At 57.5% G+C, this 16655-nt stretch carries 18 protein-coding genes; 7 read left to right on the top strand and 11 right to left on the bottom strand.

All coding sequences use genetic code 11. The features are described 5' to 3' along the window. Positions 1-126: 126 nt before the first annotated feature. Positions 127-2256 (top strand): bacterio-opsin activator domain-containing protein, encoded by a 2130-nt coding sequence (locus ACERJA_RS15235; protein WP_373609104.1) that lies wholly within the window; start codon positions 127-129, stop codon positions 2254-2256. A 309-nt stretch (positions 2257-2565) separates the two neighbouring features. Next, positions 2566-2823 carry a hypothetical protein gene (locus tag ACERJA_RS15230; protein WP_373609103.1) on the top strand — a complete coding sequence of 86 codons (258 nt, stop codon included), beginning with the start codon at positions 2566-2568 and terminating at the stop codon, positions 2821-2823. Between the two features lie 136 nt (positions 2824-2959). On the opposite strand, the gene ACERJA_RS15225 is transcribed toward ACERJA_RS15230, so the two are convergent. The 7 genes from ACERJA_RS15225 to ACERJA_RS15195 form a co-directional block, all read right to left on the bottom strand. Further along, on the bottom strand, positions 2960-3313 hold the full coding sequence (locus ACERJA_RS15225) for a winged helix-turn-helix domain-containing protein (RefSeq protein ID WP_373609102.1): 354 nt from the start codon (positions 3311-3313) through the stop codon (positions 2960-2962). 178 nt (positions 3314-3491) lie between these two features. Continuing rightward, positions 3492-4346, bottom strand: a complete 855-nt coding sequence (otsB, locus tag ACERJA_RS15220; RefSeq protein ID WP_373609101.1) for a trehalose-phosphatase — start codon at positions 4344-4346, stop codon at positions 3492-3494. 9 nt (positions 4347-4355) lie between these two features. Further along, complete coding sequence (locus ACERJA_RS15215) at positions 4356-6053, bottom strand: trehalose-6-phosphate synthase (RefSeq protein WP_373609100.1); 1698 nt, start codon at positions 6051-6053, stop codon at positions 4356-4358. A gap of 284 nt (positions 6054-6337) precedes the next feature. Further along, a complete protein-coding gene (locus tag ACERJA_RS15210) occupies positions 6338-7543 on the bottom strand; it encodes a Cdc6/Cdc18 family protein (protein ID WP_006067252.1) in 1206 nt (401 codons plus the stop codon). Positions 7544-8891: 1348 nt separating this feature from the next. After that, complete coding sequence (locus ACERJA_RS15205) at positions 8892-9068, bottom strand: hypothetical protein (RefSeq protein ID WP_373609235.1); 177 nt, start codon at positions 9066-9068, stop codon at positions 8892-8894. 94 nt (positions 9069-9162) lie between these two features. Beyond that, positions 9163-9378, bottom strand: a complete 216-nt coding sequence (locus ACERJA_RS15200) for a hypothetical protein (protein ID WP_373609099.1) — start codon at positions 9376-9378, stop codon at positions 9163-9165. 77 nt (positions 9379-9455) lie between these two features. Continuing rightward, positions 9456-9578, bottom strand: coding sequence for a hypothetical protein (locus tag ACERJA_RS15195; RefSeq protein ID WP_373609232.1), 123 nt, complete (start codon positions 9576-9578; stop codon positions 9456-9458). Between the two features lie 135 nt (positions 9579-9713). On the opposite strand from ACERJA_RS15195, the gene ACERJA_RS15190 reads away from it, so the two are divergent. From ACERJA_RS15190 to ACERJA_RS15175, 4 genes are all read left to right on the top strand, one after another. Further along, positions 9714-10451, top strand: a complete 738-nt coding sequence (locus ACERJA_RS15190) for an SCO family protein (RefSeq protein WP_373609098.1) — start codon at positions 9714-9716, stop codon at positions 10449-10451. A 2-nt stretch (positions 10452-10453) separates the two neighbouring features. Beyond that, a complete protein-coding gene (locus ACERJA_RS15185) occupies positions 10454-11020 on the top strand; it encodes a TlpA family protein disulfide reductase (RefSeq protein ID WP_373609097.1) in 567 nt (188 codons plus the stop codon). A 2-nt stretch (positions 11021-11022) separates the two neighbouring features. Then, positions 11023-11697, top strand: coding sequence for a cytochrome c biogenesis CcdA family protein (locus ACERJA_RS15180; RefSeq protein ID WP_373609096.1), 675 nt, complete (start codon positions 11023-11025; stop codon positions 11695-11697). Between the two features lie 144 nt (positions 11698-11841). Next, on the top strand, positions 11842-11976 hold the full coding sequence (locus tag ACERJA_RS15175; RefSeq protein ID WP_373609095.1) for a hypothetical protein: 135 nt from the start codon (positions 11842-11844) through the stop codon (positions 11974-11976). 25 nt (positions 11977-12001) lie between these two features. On the opposite strand, the gene ACERJA_RS15170 is transcribed toward ACERJA_RS15175, so the two are convergent. From ACERJA_RS15170 to ACERJA_RS15160, 3 genes are all read right to left on the bottom strand, one after another. Beyond that, positions 12002-12217 (bottom strand): hypothetical protein, encoded by a 216-nt coding sequence (locus ACERJA_RS15170; RefSeq protein ID WP_373609094.1) that lies wholly within the window; start codon positions 12215-12217, stop codon positions 12002-12004. A 199-nt stretch (positions 12218-12416) separates the two neighbouring features. Then, positions 12417-13373 carry a PGF-CTERM sorting domain-containing protein gene (locus ACERJA_RS15165; protein WP_373609093.1) on the bottom strand — a complete coding sequence of 319 codons (957 nt, stop codon included), beginning with the start codon at positions 13371-13373 and terminating at the stop codon, positions 12417-12419. A 254-nt stretch (positions 13374-13627) separates the two neighbouring features. Further along, positions 13628-14119, bottom strand: a complete 492-nt coding sequence (locus tag ACERJA_RS15160; RefSeq protein WP_373609092.1) for an Lrp/AsnC family transcriptional regulator — start codon at positions 14117-14119, stop codon at positions 13628-13630. Between the two features lie 337 nt (positions 14120-14456). On the opposite strand from ACERJA_RS15160, the gene ACERJA_RS15155 reads away from it, so the two are divergent. Further along, complete coding sequence (locus ACERJA_RS15155) at positions 14457-15800, top strand: acetyl/propionyl/methylcrotonyl-CoA carboxylase subunit alpha (protein ID WP_373609091.1); 1344 nt, start codon at positions 14457-14459, stop codon at positions 15798-15800. A gap of 72 nt (positions 15801-15872) precedes the next feature. Here ACERJA_RS15155 and ACERJA_RS15150 read toward each other — a convergent pair whose 3' ends face one another. Next, positions 15873-16634, bottom strand: a complete 762-nt coding sequence (locus ACERJA_RS15150) for a LamB/YcsF family protein (protein ID WP_373609090.1) — start codon at positions 16632-16634, stop codon at positions 15873-15875. Between the last annotated feature and the right edge of the window lie 21 nt (positions 16635-16655).

Here is a 16655-nt window from a genome sequence, read left to right as displayed (position 1 = left end):
CTGCTGCGGTCGTATAGTCGCTTGCCGGTGAGAGTAACTGACCAGTAGTCTTTTGTTCTGTCATTGTCTTGTCTTAGAAAGACGACGCCAGCTAATTACGATTGGCAACCGCCAGCTCAGATCACCATGTCCCAGAACCGACCCGGCTCAATCCTCCACGTGACGGCGACTCACTCGAGTTCGTTCGAGACGCGACTCCGTGAAGCCACGCCGTTTGACGTTCGGTCGGTCTCGCCAGCAGCCGATTTCGAGGCGGTGGTTGGTTCTGAAACTGTCGCCCCCGAAACCCGAGACGAAGACGGCGCAAACGAGCCCGTTGCCGTTACCCTCGAGTTCGAGTGTCCGGAGCGGACAACGGCGGTGCTCGAGCGAATCAACGCCGCCGAACCGTCGATTCCGACAATCGTCGTTCCACCGTCAGGGAGTGAGGCGCTTGCCGCGGCTGCAGTGCGAGCGAATGCGGACGACTACGTGCGGCCCGACCGCGAGGAGAATGCTGTCGATCGAGTTATCGAGACGGTCCACTCGAGTCGGGCGGAAGATGCTGTGGAATTGCACACAGACGAATCGACAGCGGGAGCGTCAACAGCAGAAACAGCAGCGGAGACGGCAACAGAAGGAGCGTCGACAGCCGAAAAAACAGCGGACGAATCGACGCACGGAGCAGCCGAAAACGAGTATCACCAAGTGCTCGCGAACGAGCTCCCCGACGAGGCGTTTGTCATCACCGCCGACGGGACCTACGTCGAGGCGAGTGTCCGTCCAGGAGCGGCCGATCTGTACACGGTATCGAGCGATGAGTTGACCGGGAACCAACTTGAGGACGTCTTTGCAGCGGATATGGCGTCGAAGTTACAGACGTGTATCGATCGAACGCTCGCGACCGATGATATCCAGTCGATCGAGTACGGAGTCAAAACGACTGACGGCGATCGACGGTATGAGGCGCGAGTCGTCCCGATCAACGAACGGATCGAGGGGCAACGCGCTGTTGTCTGGCTTGCAAGAGATATCACCGAACGGGTCGAACGAGAGCGCGAACTCCGATCGCGACAAAACCAACTCGAGACACTCAACAAAATCAATGCGGTCGTCGGACAGGTGATCGAGACACTGGTTGAGGCCCACTCCAGAGAGACGATCGAGCACAAAGTCTGTGATCAACTCGTCGACTCCGAGCTGTACTGTGGCTCCTGGATCGCCGAACACACGGGCGAGAGATCGCTTGCGTACCGAACAGGGGCCGGCAGTGCCAAAACGTATCTCGAGTACGTCACCGACTCCACCGTCGATCATGGATGGCTGGCTCGACGAGCCGTCCAGACGGGAACAATCCAGACACAGACAGCGATTCCGGAAACTGAAACCGTCCCCGACCAGCTGCAGGATGGTGCACGGGAAGACGGGGTCAGATCCGCAATCGCCGTCCCAATCAGCCACAACGAGTCGATCTATGGCGTTTTGACTGTCCTTTCAGACCGTGCAGAAGCGTTTAGTGAGGGAGAACGGGCCGGGTTCAGACTGCTCGGCGAGACGATCGGCTTTACGATCATGGCCGTCCGGAACCGCCAACTGCTGTTTGCCGATACCGTCATCGAACTCGAGTTTCGAATCAACGACGGAGACACGTTCTCGTTCGATCTCTCCAGAGAGTACGACTGTACCTGCTCGCTCGAGTGGGCCGGCACGACCTCAGACGGTCACACTGTCCAGTACGTCACCGTCGAGGGGATCGGTTGTGAAACCGTTCTCGAAGCGGCAGCCGCACACGAGTCGATCGAAGAGTGTCGGCGTATTCACGACGGGAACGACAGCTGCACGGTCGAGATGTCCCTCTCGAAATCGGGTGTCCGCGCGCTGGCAAACCACGGGGCAACGATCAGAGAGATTACCGTTGAAAACGGTGTTGGGACCTGCCTGGTAGAAGTGTCACAGAGTGCGGACGTTCGAGAGATCGCGGATGCACTGACCGTTATCTACGATGATACGGAACTCGTCGCTCGGCGGGAAGTCGATCGGCCGGTGCGAACGGCAGCCGAGCGATGCAACCGGATTCTGGATCAGCTCACCGATCGACAGCTGACGACGTTGCGACTCGCCTACTACGGCGGCTTTTTCGAGTGGCCACGTGAGAGTACCGGAGAGGATGTCGCCGAAGCAATGGGCGTCTCACCACCGACGATGCACCAGCATCTGCGAAAAGGGCTCAAAAGCGTTCTTAGCGAGTTTTTCGAAATTACCGAGGAACGATCGTAACGCCGAACGCGTGTGTGTTCACTGTCGATACGAATGGGTTCGCGCGGTGGGCTGCTGGCAGTTGACACAGTGTGAGAGCGACGAGGAACAGAGCACGCCAGCGGCGTTGATCGGGATATGAGTGGTATCGACTCGGGAGCCGTCGTTGTTCTCGCCTCGCACAAGATGTATCACCGATACCGACACTCACGAGATAATAAAAGTACTCTATGTGAACCCAAATGGCGATGCAGAAAACTCGACACCGTTCGAATGAATGGGGACGACGGATTCCAGGGGCCAGCCAACGGGGGATACACAGCCGTGGTAATGGACGTACCCGTCGATTCGCTCTATGAGGGATCGAACGGCCACTACTACACCGACTGTCAGATTGCGAGGCGTCTCCGTACCGAGCAATGGAAGCCATGCATCCGGCAACGTGATCCGGATCGGCGACTGGTGGAAACGGGCGACGGGAACTTGCTGCTTTTGACACCGACCGACACCCTTCCCGAGTGGGCGGAACTCCGGATCGACGACCGCGGCGCTCGTATCGTCGATACGCGGGGCCCACTACCGAAGTAATTACACCGCGCCTAGTTGAGCTGGTAGCCACGGGCGTCGTCCGCTCGCGGCGCACAAAACATGCACAAGGAGACTACCGCATACCAGACAAGCGTGTCTGGGGACCGCTATTGACGACAAACGACGGGAGAGACGATTATTCGTCGTCGTCAACTTCGTCCTCGCCACGGACGAAACCGGCCTGCGTGCCGCCATTCTGTTCGACGCTCCCTGCGTCGGGCCCCTCGATGAGCGACTCGAAATCATCGACGTCGTCGTACTGATCACGATAGACAACTGCTGCTTTTCCCATCGGTGTGATCTCGTACAGACCAGACCGTTCTGCTGGCCCGATTTTGGAAACAAGGCCGTAATCTTCCAAAACAGGCAGCCGAGTGTTGATGTTCTTGCGGCTTTTCCCCGTGTGTGCAGCGAGATTCGTTGCAACGTTTCGTCCCTTGTCCTCAAGTTCTTCGAGAATCAAGAAATCAGTAGGCTGACGTAGTTTCACTATCGTTCACTCTCACTAAGTACTCTATTTCCAGTGGTAACTAATACTTTCGACTTCTTTGTTTGTGTTTTATCCGGAGGATCATCGGAACAGCGCCTCACAATCGAAACAAGATGTCGCACGCAGATCAAATACCAGGAGCCAAATGACAACAATCAGTCAGTTCGGGAGTTCCCGTTCATAGCTGATTACCGTCGAGGGACGACCCGTCGACAGCGTTCAACCGAGTGTCATCCCGTTCGAGAAGGTCAACACCGACTGAACCAAGCCATTCTAACACTGCCGCCACCTCAGCCGGCGCGTCGATTCTACAAGACGCCGCGGATGGCTCATCGCCACCGACTCGAATCCCGATTCCGTCGTGTTCGACGGTCCGGAACGCCGACTCATCGGTTACGTCGTCACCGATATAGATCGGCACCGTCTCGGGAGGCATATCCGCCGCGATCAACGCGACCGCGTTTCCCTTCCCCCAGGGAATCGACGGCCCGATCTCGAAGATCCGTTTCCCGGTCGAAACCTCAAGCGCACCACCTCCAAGCCGGTCAACGATCGCCTGCGTGTGCCGCCGAACGACTGGCCGAGCGCTGGATGGCACGGCTCTGACGTGAACCGTCCCCGTCAGTCGTTTGTTTTCGATTCGACAGTTCGGCACTGGCTCGAGAATCGTCTCAAGGGCCTCACACACGGTCTCGAGTCGTGACACTCGTTTACGAGCAATTGGATGGACAGCGACCGATCCACGGCGGGCGAGTTCGAGGCCGTGATTGCCGGCGTACGTCTTCGGACCCTCGATACGACTGCGAACATCTGCCAACGCGCGGCCGCTGACGATCGCCGTTGACACTGTGGGCTCCGACGCAAGGGTCGCCAACGCAGCCTCGTTCTCCGGGGTCGGTGCAGCCTCGTCCGGATCGTCGACGATCGGAGCAAGCGTGCCATCGAAGTCCAGACAGAGCAGGAGTCGTGATGCCGCTGTGAGTGTCGAGCGGAGTCGTGCCCGCTGCTCGTCGATCGGACGCGGGGTTGTCATCGACATCGATTACATTGACGGCGTCCGTTCGTAGGAATCGCCATCCGGATCGGAGTCTCGAGTTGCCGCATCACGACTAGTCCTGTGTCGGAGATACCGAATCCAGTCGAACTGGGTTTCCATCCACCACTCGAGATCCCGGTCGAAGACCCGGTTTCGAAGTGTGTGCATCCGGCGGTGACGTTCACTGGGTGACAGTGAGACCGCCCGCTCGATCTGGTGGGCAAAGTCAGGGACATCGGTCGGATCAACCGTGAGCGCGTGGGAGCCAAGCGTCTCATGCGCACCAGCGTCCTGACTCAACACCAACGTCCCGTCACTATCGACGCTCGCCGCGACGTACTCCTGTGCGACGAGATTCATGCCGTCGGCGAGAGGACTCACGATCATGAGCTCTGCGCGTCGATACAGCGCACAAAGGTCAGCAGCCGAAATGTAATCTTCAGTGTAAACGATCGGATCCCACGACTGCGTGCCGAATCGCTGATTGATCCGTTCGACTTCACTTCGGACGAGGGTACCGTGTTGCTCATAGGTCTGAATGTCGGTCCGAGAAGGTGTCGCCGTCTGGATGAACGTGAACTCATCGTGCCACGACGGGTTCCACTCGAGGAAGCGTTCAATCGCAGCCAGTCGTTCGGGAATCCCCTTCGTGTAATCGAGTCGGTCAACACCGAGGCCGATCAGGTTCTCGCGTGAGACGTCGTACCGGTCGAACAGCGAGGAGAGCTGCGACGAGGAGACCGACCGTGCATCCCGATCATAGGATTCGGCGTCGACACCCATCGGCGTTGCGACAACGCGAGTTGATTCGCCATCGTACGTGACAGTCTGTCGTTCCCAATCGACAGCAGCGGCCGGGAGAGACCGCTGGACGCACTCGAGAAAGCGTTCGGCGTATCGGTCGACGTGGAAACCGAGCAGGTCGTTTCCGAGCAGCCCCTCGAGAATTCGATCTCCGGCTGGACAGTGCTGGAACGTTGCCAGAGTTGGCCACGGAACGTGCCAGAACTGGGCGACAGTCGTCGAGCGCGGAACTCGATCACGGATCATCCGTGAGGCGAGTGCGAAGTGGTAGTCTTGGAGCCAGACGATCGAATCAGCCGTTGCGTGCTCGCTCACTGCCTCGGCAAAGCGTTCGTTGATCGTCCGGTACCACTCGAAATCATTCGATCGGTCGTTGACGAGATCGACGAAGCCATGACAGAGCGGCCAGAGGACGCGGTTGCTGAACCCGTAGTAGTATGAATCAACTGCCTCTTCCGAGAGGTCGATCCGCTGGAGCGTATAGGACGGGTCGTCCGGTGGGACAGCCACACAGTTGTGCTCATCAGCAACATCGAAGTCAGCGTCGCCATCGCCCCAGGCGATCCAGGTTCCCGAAGCCTGCTGGAGAACTGGATCGAGCCCCGCAGTCAGCCCGCCAGTCGGTTCATCGACCGTGATGCGGGCGTCGGTCGGCTCGGGGACGGCACCGTCGGTCCGTGTCGACACGTCCGACGGTTGGGTCACACGATCGCCATCAGCCGCGGTTGGCACCGCTTCGTATTCGTGTCGATAGGGCTGACGATTCGAGACGACGATCAAAGAGTCAAGACCAGTCACTCCGTTAGATTGTGAGTCGTCAGTCCTCTGGCCGTTCCCATCGGCTCGTATCTGTCGATTGCTCGGAGCCGTCAACGACAACCGCTCGTCGGTAACTCGCATTCGCTGCTATTGGACAGCCTCGTTCCGGGTTGATTCGTGGCTTGCACCCGCATGGGAGTCTAATAGTGGTCCGATACTGGCCGAAATCGATTGACCGTCCCACCAGCGAGAGTATCCGATCGACAAGACGAAAAGACGGCGACGGACTGGAGAGAGCCAGAACAGTTAGATATGAGATATGATCGCCAGCCAGGTAGTGGAGGACACCAGATTTCCGGTGAAAAACCCGGTGTGAGCGGCCAGCATGGTTGCTCTCGGACAGCGACACCCATATGGCAGATGTATTATGTATCGTTAGTCTCGACAAGGACTTTTCGGACGACATCTGGATCCTCGAGCAGTTGATGTTCAGTGTAACTTCCCTCCGCACTTCCACCACTCTGGCGAGACTGTTCGATAATGTCGAGAAATGCGTGTTCTTTCAACAGATCACGAACCCGACGCAACGAAAGCGTGTCGGAGCCTTCCTGACGACAGATTTCCTCGTAGACATCGAAAATTCGAGTTGTCCGGAACCCGTCCTCATCGGCGGTGTTGAGCGCGAGAACGGCAAGCGCCTGCAACACGTACCTCGAGTGCGGCGTCGATCCCCGAATGAGTTCTCGGAACCGATCAGTCTCAGCTCGTTCCCTGGCCTGTACGACATACTCCTCACGGACGGTCTCGTTGCCAGTTGATTGGGCGATCTCGCCAGCGTACCGCAGGATGTCGATCGCTTTCCGCGCATCACCGTGTTCCCGCGCGGCAAGCGCCGCAGCACGCGGGATGACCGACGGATCGAGAACGCCATCTTTGAACGCATCGCTTCGAGCCTGCATGATCTCTCGAAGCTGGTTTGCATCGTACGGCGGGAAGACGAACTCGCGTTCACAGAGACTTGACTTGACGCGTTCGTCCATCCGATCTTTGTACTTGATCTTGTTGCTGATCCCAATCACGCCGATTTTACACGACTCGAGTTTGCCAGCTTCGCCCGCACGCGAGAGTTGCATGAGGATGTCGTCGTCGTCGAGCTTGTCGACCTCGTCTAAAATAATGAGAACAACCTCGAACTGGGTGTCCAGTACTCGCCAAAGGCGCTTATAATATGTCGATGTACTGAGTCCTTTGTCAGGTATCTTGACGTCGGTGACCGCTGAGTCGTTCAACGAGTGGGCGATCGTCTGGACCGCCTGCGTCTCCGTGCTATCCTGGGCACAGTCAACGTAAGCGAACTTGGCCGTGACACCCTCTTCCTTTGCGACACGGACAAGTCGTTCGGAGATATGCTTGGCACAGAGTGATTTTCCAGTGCCGGTTTTGCCATAAATAAGGAGATTGCTCGGACTCTGGCCGAAAATTGCGGGATTAACCGCGTTGGCGAGTTCCGCGATCTCGTCATCTCGGCCGACAATTCGACCCTCCTCGGGGAGGTGATTGATCTCGAGCAACTCTTTGTTCTCGAAGATCGGATCGTCACGGGTAAAGAGGTCATCGCCGGAACTCGACATAGATTGTAGACACCACGTTTCCGGTGAAACGTCTTTACTGTTTGGACTCGACGTCGGAAAATCGGTGAGCGTCCTGAATTTCGCTGACAGAGCGGTTCTCGAGCAGGTGGGTGAAAACCAGGATTTCGGAGCGAAAAACGGAGCACACACACACCACGTTTCCGGTGAAACGGGGAAAAGGGGGGTGAGGGGTTCCAGTTGAAACGGGGGTTAGACTGTTTTGGGGGCTTCGAAGCTGACCAGACAGATACCTACCCACCCATCATCAAAACCTGCTCTCACCTACAAAACAAGAGGTAGAGAACTTGAAGCGATCGAATAGGCTATTATACGATCGAACAGTCAAGAGAACGATCGACAATCGGAAAACGTGTGACGAGTTTTCCAGAGCAAGATACGTGACGCCTGATTGATATTCTGCCGTCTCGAAGAAGCGTTTGAGTTAGATTTCCGGTGAATTTGCGGGTATTGACTTTTCGTCAATACTTTTTCTAACTTAGGACTTACTGGACTATTTTAGCTATTGGTACTTATACCTAACTATCTAGCTAGTGCAAGTAGAGAGTTTCAGAGCAGGAAATCCGAGACCTCTACCCCATGGCAATTAGATTCGGTCATGGCTAACCCCTCCATCTTGAGTCACCAGTTCTATACACACATCTGAATATAGACATCACTAACTCACATATGTTCAATAGCGGACTGAATAATGCTTGATGTGCGTTATCCTTCCAACAAACAGCGATCCCTCCCCGTAGCGGTGACCTCCCCCACCTCTTTAGAGCGTTTCACCGGAAACGTGGTGTGTGCGCGCGGCATGTTCTGGACAACACCCATTGGTCGTTCCCCGTTTCACCGGAAACCCGGTGTGCGCGCGCATCCAGTTGAAGTCATTCCTACCCGTTCCCTGTTTCACCGGAAACCCGGTGTGTGAGTGCACGCAGTATCTGGCGGGTCGTCGCGGTGTCTACTGGTTGACCACTCGCTGGTGTCTCAACCCAACCAGCAGCTGTGTCCAGTTCACCGGAAACCCGGTGTGTCCCTTTCTGTTCTCAGATCGACTCGAGCCGCTGTCGTAAACGAACCACGAAAATGAAAAGTCATTCAAAAATGAACTTATCCAAACAAACACAGTCACATCTGGTTGTATTTCACCGGAAACCCGGTGTGTGTTTGTTGGAGTCGCCGGATCCTGGGACGGATGTTCTTTGGAGACTCCAGTCTCGTATCTGGTTCGATACTCGTCGGTTACGACTCGACATTCGAATCAGAAGTCGCGCTCGCCAGTAATGGTGGTGTTTGGTCGCCAAGAGGTAACGTTTGACCGACAAGAGGTGATGTTCGATCGTCAGTAGTAGTAGAGTTCGAGTTCGTGCCCACAGTTTCGACACGCCGCTTCGGTCCCTTGCAGTCGGTGGGAGTGACTCTCTTCGTCGATCCCTGGTCCCGGTGGGACGGATGCGTTGATTGCTGTATCACACTCCGGGCACCCGATACGCATCTCTGAGTGGTCTGATTGAGACATGCCCTGATTGTATTCGACACACTCCGATAGTTATCCCAGTCGTACGATCAGTTTTGGACCGATTTCGGTGAGTTGTGTCTCTGTTTCTGTGTGTTCACACGATGTCGGTCACGTCCTCGAACCCGAAAAATTCCGTTTCGTAACCGTCGTATCGTGAGATCTGTGGTGGGGTGTCGACGGACACCGTTAGCGGTTCATCCTCGAGGACGTTCGTGCCATCTCGTTCGATCGTTACGTTCAGCGACGCAAGCGGGAAGATAATATCGTTGTACGGGGTCAGGGTGTCCGCCTCGACCGCCAATGAAACCATCCGCTGGGAGAGCACCGGCTAGGGGGAGCGCTGTTCGCCCGTCGAATCACTATCGTGAAGCATCTCGAGTTGGCCGTTCACCGGAAAGACGGTGTCCGTTTCGACGAGGGGTGACTCGACCAAGTGGACTGTTCTTCGAAGCCGAGTCGCTCGAGACAGCCAGCAATCCCAACACTGCCGGCCACGGCTGTTCCACGCAGGAAGCCCCGACGATTCAGTCTACCCGATCATTGAAGCGACCAACAAAACGACCACGGTAGCGACTAACAGATCGAGATGCTGTTTTCCATGAACAAACCAACGAGGCTTTGCTTGCTCGTTCCAAGTTTCCACGTATGAACAGGCGTTCGTACATTGGAGCGCTAGGTGCAGCCGGAGCTGCCGGCCTGTCGGGCTGTCTTGGTGATAGCTTCGGTAACCCCCTCTCGTCTGGCGACAGTGACACGGTCTTAGATCCGCCAGAACAAGCCCGCGGTGATCCGAGCTATCCGATTCATGGCGAAGAGTTCTCGTCGTTTTCGATCCCCGACCCGATCGCAGAGACGACTGTCTCGCTCGACGATTTCGTCGGTGAGCGCCCGTTCGTGATGACGTATTTCTTTACGTCCTGTCCTGACGGTGCCTGTCCCGCCCTGCTCTTGCGGCTGCGGCGGCTACAGGAAGACGCCGTCGAGCACGGCTATTCCGACGATGTCGGATTGCTCGCCTTTACATTTGATCCGGAACGTGATACGCCGGATCTTCTCCGAGAGTACGCCACCGAACGGAGTATCGACTACGAGGCCGACAACTGGCATTTCCTTCGGCCTGACACCTACGATGAGGCCGAGACGTTGGCGAGCGATACCTTCGGATTAGCACTCAGACGAGTCGACGAGGACGACGACCACGACCTTGATCACGATGACGACCACGATCACGGCGAGTACACCTTTGGTCACAACAATCTGATTACACTCGTCAACGAGAACGGCATCGTCGAACGCGCGTACGACGGTGCAGTCCAATCCGACCGTGCAGTTAGTCCCGAGACGGTCGTCGAAGAGATGCGGATGATCATCGGGGTGGAATAAGAATGCGCCGTCGAGATGTTCTCGCCGGACTCGGCAGTGTTGGTGTTGTCACCGGCGCTGGTGCGGTTGCGGTGTATGGGCTTCCGTCCACCGAGTCGCTGCTTGATGAGGACGCCGACGGCGACGCGTATGACCCACTCGAGATCGAAACAGTCGACGCCCGTGGAAGCGATGCCGGGACGATGCTCGTGCCTGATCCCGATCAGGTGACGTTCGTGGATTTCTTCGGGACGTGGTGTGCTCCGTGTATCGAACAGATGCCGGCACTCGCTGAAGCAAACGAACGAATTGGTGATGACGTGGTGTTTTGTTCTATCACTAACGAAAACGTCGGCGAAGACGGCGCACTCACCGAGGCAGAACTCGTCGAGTGGTGGGAGGAAAACGACGGCAACTGGACGCTCGCTCTCGATCCAGCAGCCGAACTCACGGCTCGCTATCTTCAGGGTGGATTCCCAACGGCTGTCGTGCTTGATACCTCGGGACGAGTCCAGTGGGGTGACTCCGGTGTCAAGACCGCAGACGAACTGGTCGGTGGAATCGAACAGGTGCTCGAGGCCGAGGAGTAATCATGATTGATGCAGCACTCCTCCCGACAATCGCGTTTGCGCTGACGGCGGGTGTCGCAACGTTCTTTTCGCCCTGTGCATACCCGCTCTTGCCGGGATATGTCGGGTTCTACGTGAGCCAGACCGAAGGAGAGGAGGCATCGCTTTCCGGCGCGCTCAGCCGTGGGCTCGTCGCGGGTGTCGGTGTACTTGTGACCTTTGTGCTCTTGTTGGGTGCAGCGTTCTGGATCGGCCACTCGACGCTGTCGAACATCACCTTGTTTGAGCCGATCGTCGGCGCACTCTTGGTCGTCTTCGGCGTGTTGATCGTTCTCGACCGTGCCCCCTCGTTGTCGTTTGCACTCCCCAAACGCCGTTCGGGTGTGCTCGGCTTCGGTATCTTCGGTGCCGGCTACGCCCTGGCAGCGGCGGGCTGTGTTGCACCGTTGTTTGTCGGCGTGATCGCTCGAGGACTGTCCCTGCCGCCGCTGTCAGCGGCGATCGTTATCGGCACCTACGTCGGGAGCGTCGTGTTGCTGATGGTTTCGCTGACCGTCGCGACGGGGATGGGACTGGTCGCAAGTGCCGGCCGGCTGGCCGCACACAGCGGGACTCTCAAACGTATTGCAGGCGGGGTCATGATAGTTGCTGGCCTCGGACAGCTCTATCTTGCGATCGTCATTCTCGACGTCATCTGAGCACGATCGGTCGCCCCCATCTCGTTTTGCCCACAGTCCCACGCGCCTGTCACATCACACGCCACGGGGACGGATCGAACCGCCGGCCCGCGCTTTCGTTTGCAAGGTGACCGCTTGTTTTCCTCCTCGTCGTACCGTCAACTCATGGACTCGAAACGACCCGACGTCCGACTCGACGACTCGGCGGACGAGAATGGGTTCGTGACCAAACGTGATGACCCGGACGACGAGTCACGTTCTATCCTCGAGGCGATTCGCTCGTCTCTCTGGCAAAAGTGAGTCCACTGGCTGGCTTGACCTGACTCTACTTCTCGAGCAGTCCCAGTTCGGTGGCCACGAGGTCGGCGATCTGGTCGGCGACATCGGGATCGACGGCGGCGACCTCGTCGCCATCGTGAAGCTGCTCGTTGTGTCTGTCGACTGCGTCGGCCACGTCGGCCAGTGGCACACGCGAGGTCGTTTCACATTCAGTACAGACGATCGGCACTTGGGGATCGTCCGATTCGTTGGTGACTGTCATTGGTAGGCTCTCTCGAGTGGATTGTCAAAGTCTCACTGGTTGGACTCGCTGCAACGCTCCAGGCGGGGCAGGCGACGTTGGGTTCGTCCGAAACGCAAAGCGGATTCGAGAGCATGAACGACGAACGCTCTCGAATGGGGAACTGTGACAGCCCCCTCGAGGTGGGTTCCGATGAGAAACAGCCAGTGGGGGGTCGCTGTTAGTGCGTAAAGCGGCGAGAACCGACAAGCGCGATGAGTGCAAGCGCGACAATCGCGGTGGTGACGCCGAAGCCAGGAAGCTCGTCGTCGGCTCCGCCATCGTCATCGTCGTCCGTCTCGCCTGTGGTCGCCGAGTCGTTGTCATCGGCGTCACTCGCGTCCGAACCGTCGGCTATGGGTTCACCATCGGCACCAGTCACTTCGCTATCGAGTTGGAGGACAGCAACGGCTTGCCCGTGTGAGCCGTCTTCGTGGTATGTCCAGCCGCCACCGGCGTCTTCGTACGACTCGGCATCTTCGATCGGATCGACATCGGTATCCCACGTGTCGTGTGCCTGTTGGATGTAGCCGACAACCTCGATTTTGTCGGCGTGCTCGCCCTCGATCTGCGCTTCGCCGTACTCGACGGTTTCGTCCTCGGGGAGGCCGTGCCACTCGATGCAGTGTGAGTCCATGTAGCCGTTGCCCTGTGGAAGGTCGTCGGTCGTCCCGAACTGGTCGGCGTCGAGTTCCCGTTCGTAGTGGTCGGTGAGCGGATAGTCGACGGTCATCGGGTCAGTCTCGGCGTGCCAGGATAGCGACTCACCGGTCGGGACCGTCACGGTCGTGTTCGGAACGGTCTCGCCGACGATTGGCTCACCCGCTTCGTTCAGCAGCGTGACACAGAGTTTCCCGGATGCATCTCCGAGGTACGGCGTTCGGTACTCGTCGCGTGGGTTAACATAACTGACCCAGTTGCCGTCACTCGCTTCGTAGTACACGTCGTCCGGTCCAGGTGCGTCCTCGACGTACGCTTCTTCAGAGACGTTAGCGCTCCCGGTGTCCGAATCGGGAAGCGTTGCAGCCGGGTTCGTTGCTGAATCACCGCTTGCACCGCCAATCGCGGCGACCCCGACAAACCCGATACAGAGCAAAATGAAGAGGCCAGTTGCGACGAGTGTGCGTGATCGGGACATGATTATCGACCTGCCCCGATGTGAGTTCCGTTTGCCCGTCCAGCTCGCACGTGCTGGCGCTCATGGACGCAACTCGGTTGCCGTCCCACGGACGTTCGCTGACGCACTCGTGGTCGTTTTCGTGTCATCAGTTGTGAACGTCACATGTTTAATTGTAAATATGAACGTGCTAACGGCGAGTAAACAAGGTATTACAGACAGTAGGCAGTCGTTTCGACACGCTATGCGACCCCGAGCGCGCTTTCGGATCGTGGTCAGTCGAGATCGACCGTGGTCTCCACTAGTGTCTCCAACTCGAAGTCGTTGAGTGGGTGTGGTTCATTTTTAACTGTCTCGACGACGAACTGTGAACTCGTCCGAACGACTTCGTTGATGCTCTCGTAGTCGCTGATCAGACGGTGAACCATTTCCCGATCCGCGAGGTGTGCGATCACGACAAAGTCAGTCTCTCCCATCGTGAAATAAACCTGATTGACCCCTTCGATCTCGGCGAGTTTCTCACCAACCTGCGTGTGGTACTGTTCGTCGTACTCTGCGATGACCTCCGTAATAACGGTTATCTCGAGACCGAGCTTCTCGAGGTCGACATCGAACAAGTCGTCAAGCACGATCCCCTCCTCTTTGAGCTTCGTGATCCGATAGTGGACCGTCGACTTCGGGATATCGGTGTGCGCCGCGATTTCGTCTGGGCTTCCCGTTTTGAGTGTCGCGATCGCCTGTAGAATACGAATGCTGCGCTCGTCCATATCTCGCGTGAAGCAACGGCTGAATAAACACCATTCGAACGAACGGCCCTTCTTCGGACGACAATCAACTGACGTAGAATATTTCGTTGGCAGTACGCACGATCCATTACGACATGTCAACGCCGGTCTCGACTCCGAACGGACTGTACAGCCCGTCACTCGTGAACACCAGCTGTGCGGTCGCCGTGAGCGAAACTGGGTTTCGGGGGTCGAATGCTCTTCCGTGAGCCGCATTGATCAGTCTCTCCGGTTCTACAACCCTGTTTTTATATGAATCTCATCCAACAACACATGAGAAGTTAGACTTATTTGCCAATGGTTCCCAATACGCTATATTGTGTTCGAAAGGGTGTTGATCGCGAACCGCGACGAAATCGCCGTTCGAATCATCCAGGCATGTACGGAACTCGGTATCGAAGCAGTGGCAGTCTACAGCGATGCGGACGAAGACGCCAAACACGTTCGGCTGGCCGACGACGCCTACCATATCGGCAGCTCGAAAGCAAAAGAGAGCTATCTCAACCAGGACGCGCTCCTCGAGGCTGCGCGTGCGGCCGACGTTGATGCGATTCATCCGGGGTACGGCTTTCTTGCAGAGAGCGAATCGTTCGCTGCCAACGTCGAAAACAGCGCGTTCGAGTGGATCGGTCCACCGAGTGACGTGATGGCCAACTTCGGCGAGAAGACCAAAGCTCGACAGATTATGGAGGCAGCGGATGTGCCGATCGTTCCAGGGACGACAGAGCCGGTGTCGTCGCCAGCCGAGGTCGAGGCGTTCGGCGAGGAACACGGGTATCCAATCGCGATCAAAGCCGACGGCGGCGGCGGCGGTCGCGGCCTCAAGATCGCCACCGACCCCTCGGAGATCGAGTCGAAACTACAGGAGGCGATTCGTGAGGGAGAGGCATACTTCGACAACCCCAGCGTCTATCTCGAGCGATTCCTCGAGGATCCACGGCACATCGAAGTGCAGATTATCGGTGATAAACACGGGAATATCAGACATCTCGGTGAGCGCGATTGCAGCATCCAGCGTCGTCAGCAGAAACTCCTCGAGGAGTCGCCGTCGCCGGTGTTAGACGAAGACACCCGCGAGGAACTCTGTGCAGCTGCGTGTCGGGGTGCTGCCTCGGCGGACTACGTCAACGCCGGGACGGTCGAGTTCCTCTATGAGAACGGTGAGTTCTACTTCATCGAGGTCAACGCTCGGATTCAGGTCGAACACACGGTCACTGAACAGCTCACTGGGATCGATCTGGTCAAATGGCAACTTCGCGTCGCTGCCGGCGAGGAACTCAGCTTCTCCCAGGACGAGATCGATCCCCGTGGCGCGGCCATCGAGTTCCGGATCAACGCTGAAGATCCCGACAACGACTTCATTCCGCTGCCTGGCACGTTGTCGACCTACCGGCCGGCCCGCGGAATCGGGGTCCGTGTCGATGACGGTGTCGATGAGGGCGATTCGATCGCCCCCTTCTACGACTCGATGTTCGCGAAACTGGTCGTCACCGGTCAGGACAGAGCCGAAGCGATTGCCCGCGGTAAGCGTGCTCTCGAGGAGACCACCATCGAGGGCGTGCCGACGACGATCCCGTTCCACAAGATGCTACTCGAGGATGAGGGGTTTCTCGCAAACGAACACACGACGACGTACGTCGAAAAGGACTTGCTCGCCGAGTAAGTCGTCGACCCACATCCGTTTGCAGGCTGTACAGAAACCGTCACCGTCGCTTGCGCTACGGTGTCGATGCTGTTAGACGAGCTCGGGCAGCGAGACGAGATCGATATCGTTCTCCTCGACACGGTCGTGAATGGCCTCGAGCACTGCGACGGCGTTCGGATTGTCGCCGTGGATACAGATGCTGTCTGCCGGAATCGATATCTCCTCACCGTTTGCCGCCTCGACGACGCCCTCGGTAGCGATCGAGACGAACCGATCAGCAACGAGTTCGGGATCGCGGTCCTCGAGCGTCTTTTCGACGATCAGGGAGCGATCGGCTCGGTAGTCCAGATCGACGTAGCCCTCGAAGACGGCTCGGAGGCCATCGACGTCCTGTGCGACCTCGTAGATGTTCATATCTGTGGCAAGATAGATGAGGTCGTCGTCGACCTCGAGCATGCCCTCCATGACCGCACGGGCGTGGTCGGGACTTTCTGAGAGCATCGAGTACATCGCTCCGTGCGGTTTGACGTGCTGGACGGTCGCCCCGTGGCGGCGTGCAAACGCCGTCAGCGCACCGAGCTGGTAGACGACATAATCCCGTACCTCCTCCGGGCTGGCATCGATCTTCCGGCGTCCGAACCCCATTTTGTCCGGCAGGCCAGGATGAACGCCGATCCCAACGTCGTGTTCGGCGGCCAACTCGACCGTCTCGCGCATGACGTGGGGATCTCCCGCGTGATAGCCGCCGGCGATGTTCGCGGACGTGATGTAGGGCATGACGGTCTCGTCGTTTCCCATCTGCCAGTTGCCGAAGCTCTCGCCCATATCGCAGTTGATATCGATCGTTGCCATGGGTGTAATTCTATCACAATC

Source organism: Natronorubrum sp. A-ect3 (assembly GCF_041821125.1).
GTDB lineage: Archaea > Halobacteriota > Halobacteria > Halobacteriales > Natrialbaceae > Natronorubrum > Natronorubrum bangense.
The sequence above is the reverse complement of the archived record's forward strand: the minus strand, read 5'-3'. Positions and strand labels throughout refer to the sequence as shown.

Bases quoted from the DNA above. Each gene is read 5' to 3' on its own strand.
- ACERJA_RS15150 (WP_373609090.1), bottom strand. From the start codon at position 16,634: ATGGCAACGATCGATATCAACTGCGATATGGGCGAGAGCTTCGGCAAC.
- ACERJA_RS15180 (WP_373609096.1), top strand. From the start codon at position 11,023: ATGATTGATGCAGCACTCCTCCCGACAATCGCGTTTGCGCTGACGGCG.
- ACERJA_RS15190 (WP_373609098.1), top strand. From the start codon at position 9,714: ATGAACAGGCGTTCGTACATTGGAGCGCTAGGTGCAGCCGGAGCTGCC.
- ACERJA_RS15210 (WP_006067252.1), bottom strand. From the start codon at position 7,543: ATGTCGAGTTCCGGCGATGACCTCTTTACCCGTGACGATCCGATCTTC.
- ACERJA_RS15165 (WP_373609093.1), bottom strand. From the start codon at position 13,373: ATGTCCCGATCACGCACACTCGTCGCAACTGGCCTCTTCATTTTGCTC.
- ACERJA_RS15175 (WP_373609095.1), top strand. From the start codon at position 11,842: ATGGACTCGAAACGACCCGACGTCCGACTCGACGACTCGGCGGACGAG.
- ACERJA_RS15170 (WP_373609094.1), bottom strand. From the start codon at position 12,217: ATGACAGTCACCAACGAATCGGACGATCCCCAAGTGCCGATCGTCTGT.
- ACERJA_RS15160 (WP_373609092.1), bottom strand. From the start codon at position 14,119: ATGGACGAGCGCAGCATTCGTATTCTACAGGCGATCGCGACACTCAAA.
- ACERJA_RS15215 (WP_373609100.1), bottom strand. From the start codon at position 6,053: ATGCGAGTTACCGACGAGCGGTTGTCGTTGACGGCTCCGAGCAATCGA.
- ACERJA_RS15230 (WP_373609103.1), top strand. From the start codon at position 2,566: ATGGACGTACCCGTCGATTCGCTCTATGAGGGATCGAACGGCCACTAC.
- ACERJA_RS15185 (WP_373609097.1), top strand. From the start codon at position 10,454: ATGCGCCGTCGAGATGTTCTCGCCGGACTCGGCAGTGTTGGTGTTGTC.
- ACERJA_RS15235 (WP_373609104.1), top strand. From the start codon at position 127: ATGTCCCAGAACCGACCCGGCTCAATCCTCCACGTGACGGCGACTCAC.
- ACERJA_RS15205 (WP_373609235.1), bottom strand. From the start codon at position 9,068: ATGTCTCAATCAGACCACTCAGAGATGCGTATCGGGTGCCCGGAGTGT.
- ACERJA_RS15200 (WP_373609099.1), bottom strand. From the start codon at position 9,378: ATGGTTTCATTGGCGGTCGAGGCGGACACCCTGACCCCGTACAACGAT.
- otsB (WP_373609101.1), bottom strand. From the start codon at position 4,346: ATGACAACCCCGCGTCCGATCGACGAGCAGCGGGCACGACTCCGCTCG.